This is a genomic window from Herbidospora daliensis (assembly GCF_001570585.1).
Taxonomy (GTDB): domain Bacteria; phylum Actinomycetota; class Actinomycetes; order Streptosporangiales; family Streptosporangiaceae; genus Herbidospora; species Herbidospora daliensis.
The window spans coordinates 206689-226031 of record NZ_BBXF01000004.1 but is presented as its reverse complement, the minus strand read 5'-3'; the positions used below and the strand labels follow the sequence as shown (position 1 = coordinate 226031).

Annotated in this window: 22 protein-coding genes and 1 tRNA gene; 12 read left to right on the top strand and 11 right to left on the bottom strand. The window is 70.3% G+C overall.

What is annotated here, in order from left to right; genetic code table 11:
• The first annotated feature begins 130 nt into the window (after window positions 1-130).
• Both AW274_RS42675 and AW274_RS21355 read left to right on the top strand, forming a co-directional pair.
• Window positions 131-1702, top strand: coding sequence for a phytoene desaturase family protein (locus AW274_RS42675; protein ID WP_062435403.1), 1572 nt, complete (start codon window positions 131-133; stop codon window positions 1700-1702).
• Between the two features lie 45 nt (window positions 1703-1747).
• Window positions 1748-2605, top strand: coding sequence for a DMT family transporter (locus AW274_RS21355; RefSeq protein WP_062436174.1), 858 nt, complete (start codon window positions 1748-1750; stop codon window positions 2603-2605).
• On the opposite strand, the gene AW274_RS21350 is transcribed toward AW274_RS21355, so the two are convergent.
• Window positions 2595-3701, bottom strand: a complete 1107-nt coding sequence (locus AW274_RS21350; RefSeq protein ID WP_062435400.1) for an FAD-dependent monooxygenase — start codon at window positions 3699-3701, stop codon at window positions 2595-2597. The genes AW274_RS21355 and AW274_RS21350 overlap by 11 nt on opposite strands.
• 56 nt (window positions 3702-3757) lie before the next feature.
• Here AW274_RS21350 and AW274_RS21345 point away from each other — a divergent pair, with 56 nt between their 5' ends.
• Complete coding sequence (locus AW274_RS21345; protein WP_062435397.1) at window positions 3758-4342, top strand: TetR/AcrR family transcriptional regulator; 585 nt, start codon at window positions 3758-3760, stop codon at window positions 4340-4342.
• On the opposite strand, the gene AW274_RS21340 is transcribed toward AW274_RS21345, so the two are convergent.
• A complete protein-coding gene (locus AW274_RS21340) occupies window positions 4320-4895 on the bottom strand; it encodes a YdeI/OmpD-associated family protein (protein ID WP_062435394.1) in 576 nt (191 codons plus the stop codon). The two genes, AW274_RS21345 and AW274_RS21340, sit on opposite strands and share 23 nt — an antisense overlap.
• Window positions 4896-5024: 129 nt before the next feature.
• On the opposite strand from AW274_RS21340, the gene AW274_RS21335 reads away from it, so the two are divergent.
• The 4 genes from AW274_RS21335 to AW274_RS21320 all read left to right on the top strand — a co-directional run bounded on the left by AW274_RS21335 (window position 5025) and on the right by AW274_RS21320 (window position 9484).
• Window positions 5025-5969, top strand: a complete 945-nt coding sequence (locus tag AW274_RS21335) for a phosphotransferase family protein (RefSeq protein WP_062435391.1) — start codon at window positions 5025-5027, stop codon at window positions 5967-5969.
• A 1-nt stretch (window position 5970) separates the two neighbouring features.
• The gene (locus AW274_RS21330) at window positions 5971-7164 is read left to right on the top strand and encodes an acyl-CoA dehydrogenase family protein (RefSeq protein ID WP_062435388.1); all 1194 of its coding nucleotides are present in this window, start codon (window positions 5971-5973) and stop codon (window positions 7162-7164) included.
• 68 nt (window positions 7165-7232) lie between these two features.
• Entirely contained in the window at window positions 7233-8405 is a 1173-nt protein-coding gene (locus tag AW274_RS21325) for an acyl-CoA dehydrogenase family protein (protein WP_062435385.1), read from the top strand.
• Window positions 8402-9484, top strand: a complete 1083-nt coding sequence (locus tag AW274_RS21320; protein WP_062435381.1) for an acyl-CoA dehydrogenase family protein — start codon at window positions 8402-8404, stop codon at window positions 9482-9484. The genes AW274_RS21325 and AW274_RS21320 overlap by 4 nt, the downstream gene beginning before the upstream one ends.
• 103 nt (window positions 9485-9587) lie before the next feature.
• Here AW274_RS21320 and AW274_RS21315 read toward each other — a convergent pair whose 3' ends face one another.
• Entirely contained in the window at window positions 9588-10181 is a 594-nt protein-coding gene (locus AW274_RS21315) for a TetR/AcrR family transcriptional regulator (RefSeq protein ID WP_062435378.1), read from the bottom strand.
• Window positions 10182-10345: 164 nt separating this feature from the next.
• Here AW274_RS21315 and AW274_RS21310 point away from each other — a divergent pair, with 164 nt between their 5' ends.
• Window positions 10346-11113, top strand: a complete 768-nt coding sequence (locus tag AW274_RS21310; protein WP_062435375.1) for a nuclease-related domain-containing protein — start codon at window positions 10346-10348, stop codon at window positions 11111-11113.
• On the opposite strand, the gene AW274_RS21305 is transcribed toward AW274_RS21310, so the two are convergent.
• The 4 genes from AW274_RS21305 to AW274_RS21290 all read right to left on the bottom strand — a co-directional run bounded on the left by AW274_RS21305 (window position 11069) and on the right by AW274_RS21290 (window position 14934).
• Window positions 11069-12259 carry a low temperature requirement protein A gene (locus AW274_RS21305; RefSeq protein WP_198169344.1) on the bottom strand — a complete coding sequence of 397 codons (1191 nt, stop codon included), beginning with the start codon at window positions 12257-12259 and terminating at the stop codon, window positions 11069-11071. The two genes, AW274_RS21310 and AW274_RS21305, sit on opposite strands and share 45 nt — an antisense overlap.
• Before the next feature lie 79 nt (window positions 12260-12338).
• The gene (locus tag AW274_RS21300; RefSeq protein WP_062435370.1) at window positions 12339-12773 is read right to left on the bottom strand and encodes a hypothetical protein; all 435 of its coding nucleotides are present in this window, start codon (window positions 12771-12773) and stop codon (window positions 12339-12341) included.
• Window positions 12774-12775: 2 nt separating this feature from the next.
• The gene (locus AW274_RS21295) at window positions 12776-14095 is read right to left on the bottom strand and encodes a vWA domain-containing protein (RefSeq protein ID WP_062435367.1); all 1320 of its coding nucleotides are present in this window, start codon (window positions 14093-14095) and stop codon (window positions 12776-12778) included.
• Complete coding sequence (locus AW274_RS21290) at window positions 14092-14934, bottom strand: AAA family ATPase (RefSeq protein WP_062435364.1); 843 nt, start codon at window positions 14932-14934, stop codon at window positions 14092-14094. The genes AW274_RS21295 and AW274_RS21290 overlap by 4 nt, the downstream gene beginning before the upstream one ends.
• Window positions 14935-15024: 90 nt before the next feature.
• Here AW274_RS21290 and AW274_RS21285 point away from each other — a divergent pair.
• Window positions 15025-15098, top strand: a tRNA-Lys gene (locus tag AW274_RS21285).
• A gap of 61 nt (window positions 15099-15159) precedes the next feature.
• Here the strand turns inward: AW274_RS21285 and AW274_RS21280 are convergent.
• From AW274_RS21280 to AW274_RS21265, 4 genes are all read right to left on the bottom strand, one after another.
• Window positions 15160-15876 carry a maleylpyruvate isomerase family mycothiol-dependent enzyme gene (locus tag AW274_RS21280; RefSeq protein WP_062435361.1) on the bottom strand — a complete coding sequence of 239 codons (717 nt, stop codon included), beginning with the start codon at window positions 15874-15876 and terminating at the stop codon, window positions 15160-15162.
• A complete protein-coding gene (locus tag AW274_RS21275; RefSeq protein WP_062435358.1) occupies window positions 15830-16366 on the bottom strand; it encodes an NUDIX domain-containing protein in 537 nt (178 codons plus the stop codon). Before AW274_RS21275 ends, AW274_RS21280 begins: the two co-directional genes overlap by 47 nt.
• Before the next feature lie 9 nt (window positions 16367-16375).
• The gene (locus tag AW274_RS21270) at window positions 16376-17047 is read right to left on the bottom strand and encodes a hypothetical protein (RefSeq protein ID WP_157520614.1); all 672 of its coding nucleotides are present in this window, start codon (window positions 17045-17047) and stop codon (window positions 16376-16378) included.
• 198 nt (window positions 17048-17245) lie between these two features.
• Window positions 17246-17617, bottom strand: coding sequence for a nuclear transport factor 2 family protein (locus AW274_RS21265; RefSeq protein ID WP_062435354.1), 372 nt, complete (start codon window positions 17615-17617; stop codon window positions 17246-17248).
• 23 nt (window positions 17618-17640) lie between these two features.
• Between AW274_RS21265 and AW274_RS21260 the strand changes: the two genes are divergently transcribed.
• Genes AW274_RS21260 through AW274_RS21250 form a run of 3 tightly spaced genes read left to right on the top strand, consistent with a single transcriptional unit; the run spans window position 17641 to window position 19309 of the window.
• Entirely contained in the window at window positions 17641-18345 is a 705-nt protein-coding gene (locus AW274_RS21260; RefSeq protein WP_062435352.1) for a DUF72 domain-containing protein, read from the top strand.
• 5 nt (window positions 18346-18350) lie between these two features.
• Window positions 18351-18698 carry a hypothetical protein gene (locus AW274_RS21255; protein ID WP_062435351.1) on the top strand — a complete coding sequence of 116 codons (348 nt, stop codon included), beginning with the start codon at window positions 18351-18353 and terminating at the stop codon, window positions 18696-18698.
• Entirely contained in the window at window positions 18695-19309 is a 615-nt protein-coding gene (locus tag AW274_RS21250; RefSeq protein WP_062435349.1) for a class I SAM-dependent methyltransferase, read from the top strand. Before AW274_RS21255 ends, AW274_RS21250 begins: the two co-directional genes overlap by 4 nt.
• The last annotated feature ends 34 nt before the right edge of the window (window positions 19310-19343 follow it).

Below are 19343 nucleotides of genomic sequence, written 5' to 3'. Positions count from 1 at the left end.
CACGCCCGCTCCAACGCGCCGCACGAGTAGGTCGTTCCTGGGCACCCCGTAGGAAAAACCCCGGAATGACCGATGCTAGACCCAAGGGCGGCCCTTGCGCTTTGACTGGTTATCCAGTCAGTGTTGATGGATGAACGAGATCGCCGCCCAGCTCGGCCAGGTGGGCCTCCCGGAACCCGTCAAAGACCTGGCGCGTCGCCGCTGGGACGTGATCGTGGTCGGCGGCGGCCACAACGGCCTGACGTGCGCCGCCTACCTGGCACGGGCGGGCAAACGGGTGCTGGTGCTGGAGGCCCGGGAGCGCCTCGGCGGCGCGTGCACCCTGGAACGCCCGTTCGAAGATCCCCGGTACGTCGTGAGCCCCTGCGCCTACGTCGTCGGGCTGCTCGACGAGACGGTCATCCGCGAGCTCGGCCTGAAAGATCGCGGCCTCGATTTCACCATCGCCGACCCGCAGCTCTGGATCCCCTTCGACGACGGCACCGCCTTCGCCCAGTGGCTCGACCACGACCGCACGGTCCGGGCCCTGACCGACCTCGGGCTGCCGCAGAAGGAGATCGACGGCTACTTCGCCTACGAGGACCTGTTCGACCGCATGCGGATCAAACTCCGCAAGGGCGCCAGGGACACCTGGGCCGGCGACTCGCCCTCCCGCGAGGAGCTCGGCGAGATCCTGGGCGACACCTATATGTCCGACGTCCTGTTCCACGCCTCGATCGCCGACGTGATCGACGACTTCGTCACCGACCAGCGCCTGAAGGACGCCCTGTTCGGCCAGGGGATCATCGGCACCTACGCCGGGCCGCGCGACCCCGGCACCGCGGCCGTCAAGCTGATGCACTTCATCGGCGAGCTCGACGGCGTCGGCGCGGTCTGGGGCTACGTGAAGGGCGGCATGGGCATGGTGAGCTTCGCCATCGCCGACGCCGCCCGCGAGGCCGGGGCGGTGCTGGCGGCCGGGGTGCCGGTGGCGCGGGTGCTCCCGGGCGAGGGGGTGTGCCTCGACGACGGCACCTTCATCGCCGCCGGCCGGGTCGTCTCCAACGCCGACCCCAAGCGCCTGATGACCATGGTCGACGCGCCGGACGACTACCGCCTGCGGATCGCCGAATGGGACGTGCGCAGCCCGGTCGTCAAGTTCAACGCCGCCCTGAGCCGTCTGCCCTCCTGGACGGCCGCCCCCGGCCAGACCTTCATGGCCGACGGCGTGGTCGACGTGACGACCGGCCTCGACGAGGCCCAGCGCGCCTTCGAACGCTGCCAGGCCGGCGAACCGGCGGTGGGGTTCGGGGAGATCTACGTACAGGACGGCCTGATGAGCGTCTTCGGGCAGTACGCCCCCTACGGGCTCAAAGGCGGCTGGGAGGCCCGGCGCGACGAGGTGGCCCGCCAGTTCATCGACCTCATCGGCCGGTACGCCCCCGACTTCGCCGACTGCCTGGTCGACTACGAGGTGCTCGGGCCGCCCGACATCGAGGCCCGCGTGGGGCTGACCGGGGGCCACATCTTCCAGGGGGAGGTGCGGCCCGACCAGATGTGGGACCGGCGGCTGACCCCCCGTACGCCCATGGACGGGGTCTATCTGTGCGGCGCGGCGACCCATCCGGGGGGCAGTGTGATCGCCCTCAATGGGCGGAATGCCGCAATGGCCGTTCTGGTAGATATGGGAGACTCGACCCGGGGAACAGGAGATTGTCCCTAAGCTGAATCGGGTGACCCGCACCCACGAATCTTCCGGAGCATGCCCATGACCTGGCTGGGGTTCACCATCGCCCTGCTCGGCGCGCTCGGATACGCGCTGGGCGCGGCCCTCCAGCAGTTCGAGGCCGTCGCCCAGGGAGCCACCCTACGGCTGGTCCGCCGGCCGCGCTGGTGGATCGGCGGAGTCATCAGCTTCAGCGGCGCCTGCCTCCACGCGGTGGCGCTCAGCCTCGCGCCGCTCATCATCGTCCAGCCGATCAGCGTCGCCACGCTCGTCTTCGCGGTGCCGCTCGCGGCCTGGCTGCACGGGCGCAAGGCCCACCGGGCCGAATACCTCGGCTCGCTGGCCGTCGCGGTCGGGCTGCTCTGGCTGATGCTGCTGGTCCCGGCCCACAACGTGAAACCGTCGATGACGACCGGCGAGGGCGTCGGGATGATCCTGGTGGTGGCGCTGATCGCGGCCGCCAGCTTCGTGTCGGCGCGGTTCTTCGCCGGGCCCGGCAAGGCGATCTGGATGTCGATCGGCGCGGGGGCGGTGACCGCGACCGTCTCGACGTTCGTGCGCGTCGTCGGCGGCAACTTCACCGGCGCGTGGGGCGACCTGCTGCACTGGTTCGCCCTCGCGATCCCCCTCCTGCTGGTCGCGGCCGTGGTGCTGCTGCAGAAGTCCTACGAGGTCGGCTACTTCGGCATCGCCTACGCGACCGTGCAGATCGTCGACCCCATCACCTCGATCACCGCCGGGACCGTGCTGCTCGGCGAGCCCCTGCCGGCCGGGGTCGGCCAGGTCGTGCCCGCGCTCATCGCGACCGCGATCCTCGTCTGGGGCACCATCACGCTCAGCCGCCTCGCGCCCGACCACTCGCCGGCGCCCGAGGCCAAGCCCGAGCCCGTCACGGTCTGACGGGCGGCCGCCAGCCCAGGATCGGGTCCATCTGGCGCAACATCGCCGTGGTGCCCAGCCGGCCGACCATGCTGATCATCGTGTTCCGCGCCGCCGCCGCGACCGGGTTGCGCCACGCGGTCATCCGGGCGATGGTCCGCGACCGCTTCACGATCGGCGCGGTGCGCGCCATCCGCACGGCCGAATAGCTCTCCAGATCGTCCGTGTACGCCAGCGTGACCGCGTCCTCGATCGCCTGGCAGGCCCCCTGGCCCAGGTTCGGGGTCATGGCGTGGGCGGCGTCGCCGACCAGCGCGACCCGGCCGGAGTGGAAGGCCGGGGGAGCGGTCTCCAGGCTGTAGATGTCGGTGCGGATGACCGCCGCCGGGTCGGCGCGGGCGAGCAGGCCGGGAATCGGGTCGTGCCAGCCGGCGAACAGCCGCCGCAGTTCGCCCAGCTCGTCGGGGCTGGTCAGGCCGGGGGCCGAGGGTGCGGTGGCGTAGGCGTAGACCCGTTCTCCGGCGAGGGGGGCCATGCCGAAGACCTGTCCGTCGCCCCACGACTCGGCGGGCGGGGCGGCGCCGTCGACGATCACCCGCCAGCTCGTCACGCCCGCGTAGACCGGGCCGGGCAGGGCCGGGAACAGGGCCTGCCGGATGCGGGAGCGGATGCCGTCGGCGGCCACCACGAGGTCGGCGTCCAGATCGCCCCTCGTGGTGGTGACCACGCCTTCGGGGGTGACCGACTCGACCGAGGTGCCGAGCTGGATCTCCGGGGCCTGCTCGGCGAGCAGTTCGGCCAGCACCGCCCGGTGCAGCAGCACGGTCGGGTCGCCGTAGCGCGCCTCGGCGGCCTCGGCGCTGGTGCGCGACAACCACTTGCCGGTCTTGGTCCGGATGCCGGCCGAGCCCTGGAACGCCGACAACGTGCGCACCCGGTCGCCCACCCCGATCACGTCGAGGGCGCGCAGGGCGTTGGGCGCCATCGCCAGGCCCGCGCCGACCGGCTCGATCGAGGCGGCCCGCTCCAGCACGGTCACCGCCCACCCCTGTTGTCTCAGCGCGGCTGCCGAGGTCAGACCGCCGATCCCGGCGCCGACCACCACGGCGTGTCTCATGATGCCTCCTTGGGAAACTACATCTGTAGTATGCACTACATGTGTAGTCTGCGGAAGTGAGCACTGAGCGAGTACGGCTCGTCGGCGACGCCGCGATCGAGATCCTCTGCGATCTGGGCATGCGCGGCCTGACCCACCGGGCGGTCGACGCGGCGGCCGGGCTGCCGCCCGGGTCCACCTCCAACCTGGCCCGCAGCCGGGCCGCGCTGCTGGAGCTCGCCCTCGCCCGGCTGACCGAGCTGGAGGACGCGCACTTCGGCGAACTGCTCACCCGGCCGCTGCCGGCCGACCGGCGCGCGGCCATGGCCGAGCTGCTGGCGGTGTCGACGCACAAGATGATCGAAGTCGACCGGCGGCGCAGCGTCGCCCGCTACGAACTGGCCCTGGAGGCCACCCGGCGCCCGGAACTGCGCGCCGTCTACGACGACATCGGCCGCCGCTACCGCGACCAGGGCGTCGCGATGTTCACCGAGGCCGGCACCGCCGACCCGGCGCGGCAGGGGCGCCAGCTGGTCGCGTTCACCGAGGGGCTGCTGTTCGACGCCGTCGTCGGCGCCGGGGGCGTGCCCACGCTCGACGACCTGCGGGCCGCCTTCGCCGAATACCTGTCGGCGGTGTTCAGGGACGCGTCACCGACCTGATGCGGCGGCCGGCCCCGGAGTCCTCGATCAGGGTGGCCAGGCGGCGCAGCCGGGTCTCCTCCTTCTTGGCGCTGATCACCCAGTAGATGGCGGTCCGGCGATACCAGGGGGCCTGGCCCTCGAACCAGTCCCAGGCGGCCTTGTCCTCCTGGAACCGGGCGGCGTACTCCTCGGGGAGTTCGGCGGCCTGGCGCTGCTCGTAGCTGTAGATCTCCGAACGGTCCTCGCTGCGCGACTCGAAGGCCGCCAGGCCCGCCTGGTGGACGACCCCCAGGTCGATCAGCTCACGGATGCGGTTGATGTTCACCGAGCTCCAGGTGCTGCGGGGTTTCCTGGGGGTGAAGCGGATGACATAGGACTCGGGGCCGAGGCTCTTGCGCACGCCGTCGATCCAGCCGAAGCAGAGCGCCTGGTCGACCGACTCGGGCCAGGTGAGGCTCGGCCTGCCGGTCGACCGCTTGTGGAAGCCGACCCACAACTCCGTCTCGGCGGCGTGGTTGGCGGCCAGCCAGGCGTAGAACTCGTCGGGGTTTTCGAAGAACGTCGGTTCCATGGGGAGTCACCCTAGGGTCGCGGGGGCTAGGCACATGTCCTGATATATCCAGAAAAGTCCTCTCCACTGCGGCTGTCACCCCCGAGTGTCGTCGACACTCATACCGGCTGGTCGGTATGCTCGCGAGCTGTGACAGTGCCCGGACTCGATCTCGACCGTCTCGCCGCCCGCCTCTCCGAGGCAGGTGTCACGCGCGGCCCGCTGACCGCCGAACTGATCGAGGGCGGCAAGTCGAACCTCACCTACATCGTCCGCGACGCCGACCGCACGGTCGTAGTGCGCCGCCCGCCGCTCGGCCACGTGCTGGCCACCGCCCACGACATGGGCCGGGAGTTCCGCGTGATGGGCGCGCTGCAGGACACCGGCGTGCCGGTGCCGCGCATGTACCACTTCTGCGACGACGCCGAGGTGGTCGGCGCCCCCTTCTACGTCATGGAGTACGTCGAGGGCACGCCCACCCCGCTCAGCCCCGAGGTGGGGGAGCACCTGGCCGACGTCCTGGCGCGCCTGCACCTGATCGACCCGGCCGAGGTGGGCCTGGGCGACTTCGGGCGGCCAGAGGGCTTCCTCGACCGGCAGGTCAAACGCTGGAAGCGGCAGCTCGACGCCTCGCGCAGCCGCGAGGTCGCCGGCATCGACGACCTGTTCGCCCGGCTGGCCGCCGACGTGCCGGCGTCGGGCCCGCCGGCGATCGTCCACGGCGACTTCAAGCTCGGCAACACGCTGATCCGCGACGGGCGGGTCGCGGCGGTGCTCGACTGGGAGATGTCGACGCTCGGCGACCCCCTCACCGACGTGGCGCTCTTCCTCCTGTACGCCGATTTCCCGCACCTCGACATCGGCGCCCTCGGCGGCGAGGTCGACAGCGCCGCGCTGGCCGCCCACTACGCGGCGCGGTCGGGCCGCGACACCGCCCGGCTGGGCTGGTACGTCGGGCTGGCCTGCTTCAAGCTCGCGGTCATCACCGAGGGCATCTACTTCCGCTTCACCCAGGGGCTGACCGTCGGCGCCGGGTTCGAGGACATCGGGGACATCGTCGCGCCGCTCGTCGAGCGCGGCCTTCGGGAGGTCTGACATGGATTTCGCCTTCGACGCGACCACACGCGACTACCGCGAGAAGCTCGAAGCCTTCATGGCCGAGCACGTCTACCCGGCCGAACCGGTCTTCGAGGAGCAGGCGCGGGAGAGCGGCTGGAGCGCGCCGCCGATCGTCGGGGAGCTGAAGGCCGAGGCCCGCAGACGCGGCCTGTGGAACCTGTTCCTGCCGGGCGAGGGCCTCTCCAACCTCCAGTACGCCCCCCTCGCCGAGATCATGGGCCGCTCCCCGGCCATCGCCCCGGTCGCGACCAACTGCGCCGCCCCCGACACGGGGAACATGGAGGTGCTGCACCAGTTCGGCACCGACGACCAGAAGAAGCGCTGGCTCGAACCGCTGCTGGACGGCGAGATCCGCTCGGCGTTCGCGATGACCGAGCCCGACGTGGCCTCCTCCGACGCGACCAACATCGCCACCTCGATCGTCCGCGACGGCGACGAGTACGTGGTCAACGGCCGCAAATGGTTCATCACCGGCGCGATGAACCCCGACTGCGCCGTCTTCATCGTGATGGGCAAGACCGACCCCGAGGCGGCCAAGCACCGCCAGCAGAGCCAGATCCTGGTCCCGCGCGACACCCCCGGCCTGACCGTCAAACGCGGCATGTCGGTCTTCGGCTACACCGACGGCGACCACGGCGGCCACGCCGAAGTGATCTTCGAGGACGTCCGGGTCCCGGCCGCCAACCTTGTCGGCGAGGAGGGCGGCGGCTTCGCCATCGCCCAGGCGCGGCTCGGGCCGGGCCGCATCCACCACTGCATGCGCCTCATCGGCATGGCCGAACGCGCCATCGAGATGATGTGCCAGAGAGCGCTGGCCCGCACCGCGTTCGGCAAGCAGGTGGCCCAGCAGGGGGTCGTGCAAGATTGGATCGCCGAGTCGCGGGTCAAGGTCGAGCAGTTGCGGCTGCTGGTGCTGAAGACCGCCTGGCTCATGGACACCGTGGGCAACCAGGGCGCGCACACCGAGATCCAGGCCATCAAGATCGCCACCCCGGTCGCCGTCGAGTGGATCCTCGACAAGGCCATCCAGGTCCACGGGGCGGGCGGCGTCAGCCAGGACTTCCCGCTGGCCGCCCTCTGGGCGGGCGCCCGCAGCCTGCGCTTCGCCGACGGCCCCGACGAGGTCCACAAACGCTCCCTGGCCTACCGGGAGCTGAAGAAGCACACGTGATTCCACCGATACCGGACGCGAGAGCCGGTGCGGTACGACTTTGGCACGACGTCAGACAGGGGAACCACGTGGTGGACGCGACGACGGTCAGGCAGCGCGCGGAGGCGTTCCTGGCCGGGCACGACCCTTCCGGGCTGAGCCCGCTCGACTGGCTGCGGGCCAGGTTCGACGCCGGGCTGGCCTGGGTGCACTTTCCCGAAGGGCTGGGCGGCCTCGGCGCCCCGCGCGACCTGCAGGGGGTCGTCGAACAGGTCTTCCGGGGCACGCCCGACAACCACCCCGGCCGCATCGGCATCGGCCTCGGCATGGCCGCGCCGACGATCCTCGCCTACGGCACCGAGGAGCAGAAACGCCGGTTCCTGCGCCCGCTCTGGACCGGCGAGGAGGTCTGGTGCCAGCTCTTCTCCGAGCCCGGCGCCGGGTCTGACCTGGCCGGGCTCGCCACCCGCGCGGTCCGCGACGGCGACGAGTGGGTGGTCGACGGCCAGAAGGTCTGGACGTCCAGCGCCCACCATGCCCGCTGGGGCATCCTGGTCGCCCGGCACGACCCCGACCTGCCCAAACACCGGGGCCTGACCTACTTCGTGTGTGACATGGAGGCCCCCGGGGTCGAGGTCAGGCCGCTGCGCCAGATCACCGGCGAGGCCGAGTTCAACGAGGTCTTCCTGACCGGCGTCCGGCTCGGCGACGACCTGCGCCTCGGCGAGGTCGGCGAAGGCTGGCGGGTGGCCCAGACGACGCTGATGAACGAACGTGTCGCCATCGGGGCGTCGGGGTCGCCGCGCCGCACCATGATGGGCGTCTTCACCGAGGCGTGGCAGGCCCGGCCCGAGCTGCGCGGCCACGACCTCCACCAGCGGGCCCTGGAGTTGTGGGTGCAGGGCGAGGTGATGCGGCTGACCGGCCAGCGCCTGCGCGAGCAGCTCCTCGCGGGCGAGCCCGGCCCCGAGGGGTCGGGCATGAAGCTGCTGTTCGCCCGCCACCACCAGGAGGTCTCGGCCCTGGAGGTCGAGTTCCTGCGCGAAGACGGCCTGGTCTACGACGACTGGACCTTCCGCCGCCCCGACGGCGTCGACTTCCTCGGCCGGGGCGCGGGCTACCGCTACCTGCGCGCCAAGGGCAACTCGATCGAGGGCGGCACCTCCGAGATCCTCCGCAACATCGTGGCCGAGCGGGTGCTCGGACTGCCGGCGGAAACCCGAACCGACGTCGCCGCGCCCTGGAAGGACCTGCCTCGATGACCCTGCTCTACACCGAGGTCGAGGAGGAACTCCGGACCGCCGTCCGCGACCTCCTCGCCGACAAGGCCCCCGCCGCCGCCGAAGGCGAGAACGCCGCGGCCTGGCACGGCCTGGCCCGCGACATCGGCGTGGCCGGCCTGCTGGCGCCGGGCGAGGGCGGCTCGGCCCGCGAGGCCGCGGTCGTGCTGGAGGAACTCGGCCGCGCGGTCACCCCGTCGCCGTTCCTGACCTCGTCGGTGCTGGCGACCCGGGTGCTGGTGGACGCGGGATACGCCGACATCTCCCGACTGGCGTCGGGGGAGGCGACGGCGGCCCTGTGCGTGTCGCTGGCGGCCTCGCCTTATCGCGCCGTTCCGGTCGCGGTGGTCGACGCCGATCGGGCGGCAGGACAGCCGGCGGTCGCCAACGCCGCGGTGATCCTGGAGGACGAAAGGGTGAGCGGGCGGTTCACCGGGGTCGCCGGCGCCGTCGGCGCGGATCTCTTCGTGGTGCCGCTCGACGGGGGCCGGGTCGCCGTGGTGGAGGGTGACCGGGCCCGGGTCGAGCCGGTGGTGTCGCTCGACGTGACGCGGCCGCTGGCCACGGTCACGTTCGAGCGGGCCCCCGCCCTGGTGCTCGACGGGGGGTCGGTGCCCGACGCGCTGCTGTTCGCGGCCGGGTTGCTCGCGTCGGAGCAGGTGGGGATCGCGGAGTGGTGCCTCGCCGCCACGGTCGGCTATCTGAAGGAGCGGCGGCAGTTCGCGCGGCCGGTGGGGTCGTTCCAGGCGCTCAAGCACCGGCTCGCCGATCTGTGGCTGGAGGTCGCGGGGGCGAGGGCGGCGGCGCGCAACGCCGCCGATCAGCTCGCCGCAGGGGCCGATGCCCGGGTGGCCGTGGCGGTCGCCGCCGCGCACTGCGGTGAGGTCGCGGTACGGGCCGCCGAGGAGGCCCTCCAGCTGCATGGAGGCATCGGGATGACCTGGGAACATCCCATCCACCTCTACCTGAAGCGGGCCAAGGCCGACGCGATCGCCTTCGGGACCCCCGGCGACCATCGCAACGCGCTGGCCCCCCTGGTCGGCCTGCCGGCCCCGGAGTAGCCGTCGCCCGGCGTGCCGGGAGCGGCCGGTCGGCGCCGGGTGCGGCGCGGGGCGGGGGCGGCGGGCGGGGCCGGGGTGGGCGGAGCCGTAACGGAAAAAGTATTTAAGGGGTGAGCGAGCGGAGGAGGAGGTCGGCGAAGTAGCGGCCGACCTCGACGCCGGTGAGCGGGCCGTCGGGGTGGTACCAGGTGCCGAGGTGGTGGACGGAGCCGAAGAAGAAGTCGACCACCATCTCGGCGGGCACGTCGCTCCGGAAGACGCCCTCCTGCTGGCCCTCGATCACGAGGTCGCGGAACCGTTCGTGGTAGCGGCGGCGCTCGGCGCGCACGATCTTGCGGGTGTCGGGGGCCAGCTGATGATTCGACCTGAAAAAGATCTTCGAATCGTCGAGGTTGTCGACTGTGGTGTTGATCACATCGGCGGCCGCGGCGTGCAGGCGCTCCGCGACGGTTCCCTCACCGTCGGCGAAACGCCGCAGGCGGTCCATCTGCATACGCAGGACCCGTCCGTAGATCTCCTGAAGAAGATCATCTTTCGAGTCGAAATAGTGGTACATCGCCCCTTTTGTGACGCCGGCGGCGGCTACGATTTCCTGGACGGACGTGCTCTCGAAGCCCTTCTCGGCGAACAGGCGCGTCGCCGCCGACAACAACCGCTGGCGTACCGGCTCTTCGACGGACGTGCTCAAACGCGCCATACCGGCCTCCTCTGATCGACGACCAGCATACCGACTGGTCGGTCAAGAAGAGGGTGTTTCCCCGGTGGTGGCGTAAGTGTGCTAGTTCCATCACCATCGGGGATCTGGGATTCCTGATCGGGTACGCCTTAGGCAAAGCAGTCCTAACTAACCGGGAGTGCAGGGTGCCCAACGGGTCCATCTATGTCCCGCGCGACGACAAGTTCACCGGTTCGTCGCCGCAGAACCTGTACTTGACCTTCTGGCTCGCCGGCCGGAAGAACCGCCTCCGGCTCCGCGCCGCCTACGCGGTCGCGGGTCTCATCGTCGGAAGCCTCCTCGCCAGCAGATTCGGCTGGAACGTCGTCGCCACCGGGATCGTCCTCGCCGGTCTGGCCGGCGGCACCGACGCCTTCATCGCCTGGCGGTCCCACGAACGCACCGCCGTCTGGCGCGGGAAACGCAGGGGAGAGGTCCGCACCGGCCGCCTCCTCCGGGCGATGCTCCGCCGCCGCGGCTACCACGTGATGGACGGCCGCGCCGTGCCCGGCAAGGCCTCGGTCGACCATCTGATCATCGGGCCCGGCGGCCTGTGGATCGTCGACAACGAGGCCTACTCACCCGACACGATCGTCGCCAAGCACGGCAAGCGCCTCTTCTTCGACGAGAAGTACGGCACCAGCGTCGCCAAGGGCCTCATCGGGGCCGCGACCGACCTGGCCGAGGTGCTGTCGAAGGAGACCGGCATCCCGGTCACCATCAGCCCGGTGCTCGCGTTGCACGGGTGCACGATCGCCAACAGGGCAGGCGTGGTCAGCGGCGAGGGCTTGACCGTGGCCTACCCCAGGCGCATCCCCGGCTTCATCCGGCGCAACCCCACGGCGGAACTGACGGCCGAGCAGGTCGAGCTACTCGGTCGCACGGCTGCGCGCATCCTCCGCCGGATGCGCTAGCAGCTCCTTCGCCAGCAGGGCGACCACGATCAGGGCCGTGACCAGCGTCGTCCACGGCCCCCCGATCACCGTCGCCAGCGGCGTCAGCGCCAGCACGAGCACCCCGGTGCCGGCGAACACGACCGGCTTCAGGTCGCGCCTGCCGTTCGCCAGCGCGTCGATGGCGGCGTACGCGAACAGGAACACCGCCACCGGAACGGCGACCGCCAGCGCGACCCCCCACTCGGGCAGGTGCACGCCGTGCCCGCCGACCGACCCGGCGACCACCGCGACCCCCGCCCCGCCGGCCGCGATGGCGGCCAGGATGAAGTAGTGGCCGTACGACCAGATGTAGGTCGTGCGCGGGTTGGTCGTCAGCGCCTTGTGGTCCATGTAGCCGAAGTAGAGCCACCAGATCGACAACGAGATCAGCAACGCCGCCACGGCCAGCACGATCAGTTCGAGCACGTGCCCCTGCGCCTGGAACGCCCCCTGGATGGCCAGCGTCGCCGCCGTGATCGACTCGCCGATGACGATCAGGGTGAACAGGCCGAACCGCTCGGCGATGTGATGGGCGTGGAACCCGCCCTGCTCGGCGTTCCACCCGGCGAACCACGGCACCGACAGGTCGACCAGGAACAACACGATGAACGCCAGGATCCGGTAGTCGTCCGGCAGCAGCAGCTGCAGCACCCACAGGACCTGCACGGCCGTGGTCCCCGCCGCCAGCTTGATCGCCAGCAGCCGGACCGTCGGATGCTCCCGCCCGGCCCGCAACCACTGCGCCACGTAGGCGATCCGCATGATGACGTAGCCGAGGACCGTCCACCGGAAGTCCAGATCGTTGAACGCCGCGGGCACCCCGGCGGCCAGCACGAGCGACCCGGCGATCTGCACGAAGGCCATGATCCGGTAGGGCCCGTCGTCGCAGTCGAAGGCGCTGGCGAACCACGTGAACGAGATCCAGGCCCACCAGATCGCCGCGAAGATCATCAGATAGCTGACGATCCCCTCGGCGGTGTGCCCTTCGAGCAGGGCATGGTCGAGCTGCGCCGCGACCTGCGCGACGGCGGTGACGAAGACCAGGTCGAAGAGCAGCTCAAGGGGCGTGGCGGTACGGTGCGGTTCGGACGGGTCGCGCGCGACCATCCCGGTCTTCCAGGGCATGGACCGCATAGTAGCCACGGTCGTCCGGCCTGATGCGCGCTGACGTCGACCGGTCACGACCGGTCAACGCCGGGCGCGGTCAGGCGGGCCAGAACTGGAAGACGAACGTCTCGTCTATCGGGTCGTCTTCTTCGTCGTCGTAATCATCCGGGACACCTGTGGGAGACCGGAGGACGCGCAGTCGCCAGGTGAGGTCGCGATGGCCCAGATCGAGGTGCTCGTAGACCTCGCCGCTGATGAGGAGGTAGGGCGCGACCTTTCCGGAGGCCAACCTGACGGACAGTTCGGCGATGTCCGCGTCGAGGCTGGTGTCGGCGGGCGGGGTCTCGTCCCAGCGCTGCAGGATGACCTCGGAATCGCGGGTGTTGAAATTGCTCAGCACCGTGAGGTTGCCGTCGGTCGCGCCCGCGAATTCGCCGGGGGCGACGAACGCCTCCTTGAAAGGGCCTTGCGTGTCCGCCAGGAGGAGCGTGCCGTTCCAGATGGGGATCACCAGCCTGAGCTCGTCCCGCACGTTCAGCCTCCGACGTCGGTCTCTTCGATGAACGCGGCTAGTTGGCGGACGTTTCTGCATTCGTACATCGGGATTATCGCGGCGTAGCCGCTCGCCACTGAGTCGCCCGTGTCCCACTGGTCTCGCGGCTCGGGATTGAGCCAGTAGGCGTGCCGGACCTTGCCCGTGAGGCGTTTCAGGGTCTCGGTGTTCGGCTGCTGGTAGTTGGAGCGGGCGTCGCCGAGGATGAGCAGGCTCGTCTTCGGGGTGAGGGCGTCGGCGTGCCGTTCTTCGAAGGTCCTGAGCACGTGGCCGTAGTCGGTGCGGCCGAATCTGGATATGTCGGCTTCGGTGGTCATGCGGGTGATGGCGTCGAGGACGTCGGCGCCCGGAGCGAAATACTTGGTGATCTCGTCGACGGTGTCGACGAAGGCGAACGCCCTGACCTTGGTGAACTGCTCCCGCAACGCGAACGTCAGCAGCAGGGTGAACTGCGCGAAGCCCGACACCGAGTCGCTGGCGTCGGTGACGACGACCAGCTCCGGCTTGTGCGGGCGGCGGGGCTTCAGGTGGGTGGTCAGCGGCACCCCGCCCGACTGCAACGACGCCCGGACCGTCCGGCGGAAGTCGAGCCGCCCCCGGTCGCCCTTCTTGTGCTTCATCGACAACCGGGTCGCCAGCCTGCGGGCCAGGGGATGGATCTCCCGCCGCATCTCCGCGAGCTCCGCCTTGGTGACCCGCAGGAAGTCGCGGCGGTCGATCGGCGGCCGCACCGCCGATCTGGTGATGCGTTCGCGGCCCTGTTCCTCCGCGATCCTGCGCCTGACGTCGGTGGCGACCTCGGCCTCGAAGGCGGCGATGTTCGTGGCGATGCGCCGGCGGGCCACCTTCTCGGGCAGCCCGCCGCGTTCGCCGAGCAGGCGGGCGATCAGGGTCTGCGGGGAGAGGGCGCGCATGACCGGATAGGAGAACCACGACTGGCGTCCGGGCCCGGCCTGCACCTGGCCGAACCGCTCGACCATGGCCTGCGCGAACGCCCGCAACTCGGCGGGATCGCCGTTGAGGAGTTCGGCGAGTTCGTCGCGCAGGTCTTCGGGGTCCTCGCCCCGGTGCTTGCGCGGGCCCTGCGTCGTGGACGGAAACCACAGGTCGAACAGGACGTCGAAGCCCTCCCGGTGCTGCGGCCGCTTCACGAGCGTGGCCGCGTAGGCCGCGCGGAGGGTCTCCCGGTCGGCGAGGTCGATGTGCCGCAGGGCGTGGGCGGCGTCGAGCCCCTCGGCCAGCGAGACCGGCAGCCCGGTCTCCCGCAGGGCGTGCACGAAGCCGATGTGCCGGTCGATCACCGCAGGCCCAGTTCCTTGGCCGCCCGCTGCTGGTCGGAGTGGTGCTTCAGGACGACGCCCAGCGTCTCGGCGACGGTCTGCTCGTCGAGCACCTCGCGGCCCAGCGCGAGCAGGGTGTGCGCCCAGTCGACGGTCTCGGCGATGCTCGGCGACTTCTTCAACTCCAGCGCGCGCAGCGTGGCCGCGGTTCTGGCGAGCTGCTCGGCGACCGTCTCGGCGATGCCCGGCACCTGCGCCAGGACGATGTCGCGCTCGCGTTCCGGGGTCGGATAGTCGAGGTGGAGGTAGAGGCAGCGGCGTTTGAGCGCCTCGCTGAGCTCACGGGTCGCGTTCGAGGTGAGGACGACGAACGGCCGCCGCGTGGCGGTGATGGTGCCGAGCTCGGGGATGGTGATCTGGAAGTCGGAGAGGATCTCCAGCAGCAGGCCCTCGACCTCGACGTCGGCCTTGTCGGTCTCGTCGATCAGCAGGACGGTGGGCCGCTCCGACCTGATCGCCTTGAGCAGCGGCCTCTCCAGGAGGAACTCCTCGGCGAAGATGTCGTCCCAGGCGTCGTCGTCGGCCTGGATGCGGAGCAGCTGCTTCTTGTAGTTCCACTCGTAGAGGGCCCTGGCCTCGTCGAGCCCCTCGTAACACTGGAGCCTGACCAGGTCTGCGCCCGTCGCCTCGGCTATCGCCTTCGCGAGCTGGGTCTTCCCCACCCCGGCCGGGCCCTCGGCCAGCAGGGGCTTCTCCAGTACGCCGGCCAGGAAGACCGAGGTGGCGATGGCGTCGTCGGAGAGGTATCCGGTCTGGCGGAGACGGGTGACGGCTTCCGACGGTGAGGCGAACCAGGTCACGTGGGCTTCCCCTTGGGCGTACCGAATGATGTTCTACTGTAGCCCGATTTGGTGGGGGTTCGGAGTCGCGGTAACCTACAAGGGCTTCAAGCGCCGCTAGCTCAGTTGGTTAGAGCAGCTGACTCTTAATCAGCGGGTCCGGGGTTCGAGTCCCTGGCGGCGCACAGCGAGAATCCCAGATCGGAACACCGTTCCGGCCTGGGATTTTCTGTTTGCCCGACCCCCTCAGAAGCGGGCCTTCTCGCGCCACGACGTCCAGATCGCCGCGTCGCCGAAGATCTCCAGGTCGCCCTCGCGCCGGTTCAGCAGCGCCAGGAACAGGTCGGTCGCCGGGCCCCTGACCGCCAGGTCGCCCTTCCCGTGGCCGAGTTCCCACACCACCCTGTCCTCCTCGCCGCGCAGCATCCACTCGCCCTCGGTGTCGGTGGTGTGCAGGTGGACGGTCACCTCGGGGTCGAGGGTCGGGCGGGAGGAGGCGACGGTGTCGATCCACTCCTCGATGCCGTCGGCGGCCAGGTCCGGGGCCAGGTCGTAGGGGCGGCCGAGGGCGAAGGACGCGTCGGCGCGGTGCATCGTCGCCTCGTGGAGGCGGCGGCGGACCCACCACTCGGCCGGGCGGGGGCCCGAGAACGTCCACACATACGTCTCCGGGCCGATCTCCTCGACGGCGTTCCGGAGGATGGCCGGGCCTTCGCGGAACCAGGCCAGGGCGCCTTCGACGTCGGCCGGGGGTTTGCCGTCGCGGACCTCGCGCGGGTCGAGGTATTCGCCGATCCGGTCGCCGATGATCTGGGCCGACCAGCGGTCGCCCCGGCCGACGTGGCGGAAGAGCTGCTTCAGGGTCCAGCCGGGGCAGGTCGGCACTTCGGTCGTCTCGTCGGCGCCGGCGAGCAGGTCAGCGAAGCGGGTGTTCTGGTCGATCAGGGCGCTCATGTGGTCCATGGGCACGATCATCCCCGGTCGGGTCGCCGTCCGACAGGAACAGCAGGCCCGGACCGGGATGCCGCAGCGTGGCGCGGATACGGCGGGTCAGCGCCGCCTCGGCCAGGCCGCCGACCTCGTCGAGGGCGACGAAGCGCACCTCGGCGATCTCCCCGTCGAGGAACCGGATCTCGGCCAGGTCGTCGGCGCCCAGCCGCCCGCCGTCGAAGAGGAAGGCCAGCAGCGCGCGGCGGTCGGGCCGGGCCGGCCGGACGTCGATGCTCAGCAGGTCGCCCACCGGCCGGTCGAGGCCGAGCTCCTCCCGCAGTTCCCGGCGGGCCGCCGCCGCGGGCGTCTCGCCGCCGCCGACCTCGATCACCCCTCCGGGGAGGTCCCAATCGTTCTTGTACGTCGTCCGCACCAGCAGCACCCGGCCGTCTTCGTCGGTGAACAGCACACCGGCGGCGGAGATGGCGACCGGGAGGGCGGCGTACCACGCGGGGAGATTCACCGGGCGATGCTACAGCCGCCGGGCGGGGTACACGCCGACGTTCACGACCGACCTGCCGCCCAACGGTTCGGAGAGTTCGACGGTGAAGGGCGTGGGCGGGTTGCCCTGGCAGGTCAGGACCGATCCCTCTCGTCCACGTTGCGGCTGGACCGCCACGACCAGCCGGACCTCCTGATCGGTCTCCTCCAGTTCGACCAGCTCGACCCGGTCTCCCGCAGGCTGGCCGCTCGCGCAGTCGCGTTCGGTGACCAGCAGGTTCAGGCGGGTGCCCGACGCCGACCCGAGGGCGACCTCGGCGGGACCGAGGCCGGGGACGGACCGCTTCAGATCGCAGCGGGTGGAGGTGCGCAGCCCCCACGCGTCACCCGGGAGCCAGCGCTCGATCAGCACGTAATGGTGGGTGCTCTCGCCGTGGTCCTGAGGGACGGGCTCATCGAGCTCGCGGATCAGCGCCACCCGGTCGGCGCTCTCCTCGACGACGTGCCACTTCTCGAGCTCCTCGATCCGCCCTTCGACCTCCTCCCCTTTCAGCGCGGCCTGGCCGTCGGGGCCAAGCCGCGTCGCCGGCGGGCCGGTCAGACCGGCCAGCGGGACGGGCTCTTGGTTGCACGCGTAGACATGGGCGGGGCCGGGGTCGGCGCAGGAGGCGACCAACAGTATGAGCGGCAGAATTCGCTTCATGACGTTCTAGACGTATCCGGGATGGGCGCGGACGCTGGTTCGCTCCAGATTTCTGGCATCCGCCCGGAACGGCTGCTCGGAACTCGCCGAGTGCGGGGACGGTGACCGGGCCCGTTCGAAATGCACGCCCACGCGGGAGAGCAGTGCGACTCTGTGGGCGAAATCGGAATCGGAATCCCGTTGCACGAACAGCCCTGGTCACCGTGGTTCTTCGGGATTATCTGACATGTGCCAATAGTCGCGGGTCGCGATGGCCAATCCCGCCGCGTCGAACGTCACGAAAACGCACCCCGCCAGGTCCCCTTCACGGGCCCGCACCCGGAACTCGATCGCCGCCGTGTCGCCGTCGACCAGCGGTTCCCCGAATCGCACGTCGAGCACGTTCTCTTCGGAGAACGACCACGTCAGATACTCCCTCAGCGCGTCGAGGCCCCGGTGGGGCTCGCGGAAGGGCATCGAGTGGTGGACGATGCCCGGGTCGTACAGGGAAAGAAGAAGGTCGACGTCGTGGGCGGCCCAGCCTGACTGCCAGGTCTGGGCGAAACGGCGGGCGATCTCCCTGGTGTTCACCCGCCGAAGCCTAGGCTGGGGTAATGCGGGTGGGAACGTCCGGGTGGCAGTACGCCGACTGGCGCGGGGTGCTCTATCCGCCCGGCGTGCCGCAGAAACGCTGGCTGGAGCGCTACGGCGAGGAATTCGGCACCGTCGAGAACAACGGCGCGTTCTATCGGCTGCCCCGGCGCGAGACCTTCGAGGAATGGCACGACCGGACCCCCGATGATTTCGTCATGGCGGTCAAGGCGAGCCGATATCTCACCCACGTCAGACGGCTCACCGACCCGAAGGAACCGGTCGCCCGGCTGATGGGGGTGGCCGAAGGGCTGGGGGAGAAACTCGGGCCGATCCTCATCCAGTTGCCGCCCACCCTCCGTTATGCGGAGGACGTGCTCGACGGCTGCCTGCGGTGTTTCCCGAAAGGCGTCGAGCTGGCCGTCGAACCGCGCCATGAATCGTGGTGGAACGACGCCACCCGTAGAACTCTCGAAAGCCATCGTGCCGCTCTGGTGTGGAGCGACCGGCGCGGGCGGCTCATGAGCCCGCTCTGGCAGACGACGACGTGGACCTATCTGCGTTTCCACGAGGGAACGTCGAAGAAGCACCCGCCCGAATACGGCGACCGGGCGATGAAGACCTGGCTCGAACGACTTCCCGGCGAGGGATACGTCTACTTCAACAACGACCCCACCGGCGCGGCGGTGCGAAACGCCCGCCGATTTCGCCAGCTGGCGACAAAATAGGGCATATGCGCACGATGACGCTGTGGCGTCCCACCGGCCCCGAGGAGCTGGAGCTGGTCAGAAGGTCGGGCTTCACCGCGTGGCCCCCGAGGCTGCCCGAGCAGCCGATCTTCTACCCGGTCCTGAACGAGGACTACGCCGTCAAGATCGCCCGCGACTGGAACGTCCCGGCCTCCGGCGTCGGCTACGTCACCCGGTTCGAGGTGGACGCCGAGTTCGCCGGGCGCTACCCCGTCCAGCAAGCAGGCGGCGAGACCATCCTCGAACTGTGGGTCCCGGCCGAGGACCTCGACGAGTTCAACCGGCACATCGTCGGCCTGATCGAGGTCGTGCACGAGTTCCGGCCCGAATGAGGCTGCTGGGCCCGGCCGAGCTGGACGCCTCCTCGGTCGTCGCCAACAACGCCATGAACCGGGGCCGCCGCCTGCGCGGCTACTCCCGCGAGCTGGGCTTCGACCTGGCCGAGGCAGTGAGAGGCAGATCGTGGCTCGACCTGTGCTGCGGTGAGGGCCACGCCCTGGCCGAGGCCGCGATGCTCGGCTCCGACGTCACCGGAGTCGACCTGGTCGGCCATTTCGCCGTGCCGCAGGGAAAGGGCCTGGAGCTGGTCGTGGCGTCGATCCCCGGCTGGCGGCCGGAGCGGCGATACGACCTGATCACCGTCGTCCACGGACTCCACTACCTCGGCGACAAGCTGAAAACACTCACCGACGTCGCCGGATGGCTCACGGAGAACGGCAGATTCGTGGCCAACTTCGACATCGCCTCCGTCGAGGCCGGATCGCGCAGAAAGCTGCTGGCCACGCTGAGAAGCCGCGGCTTCGCCTACGACCCGAGGAACAAACGCGTCTCGCGCACCGGCCCGGCGACGATCGAGTTCCCCTACGAATACCTGGGCGCCGACGACACCGCCGGGCCCAACTACACCGGCCAGCCGGCCGTCGTCTCCCACTACCGGGCATAGACGAACCCGTACCGGATCAGGAGGTTCATCGACC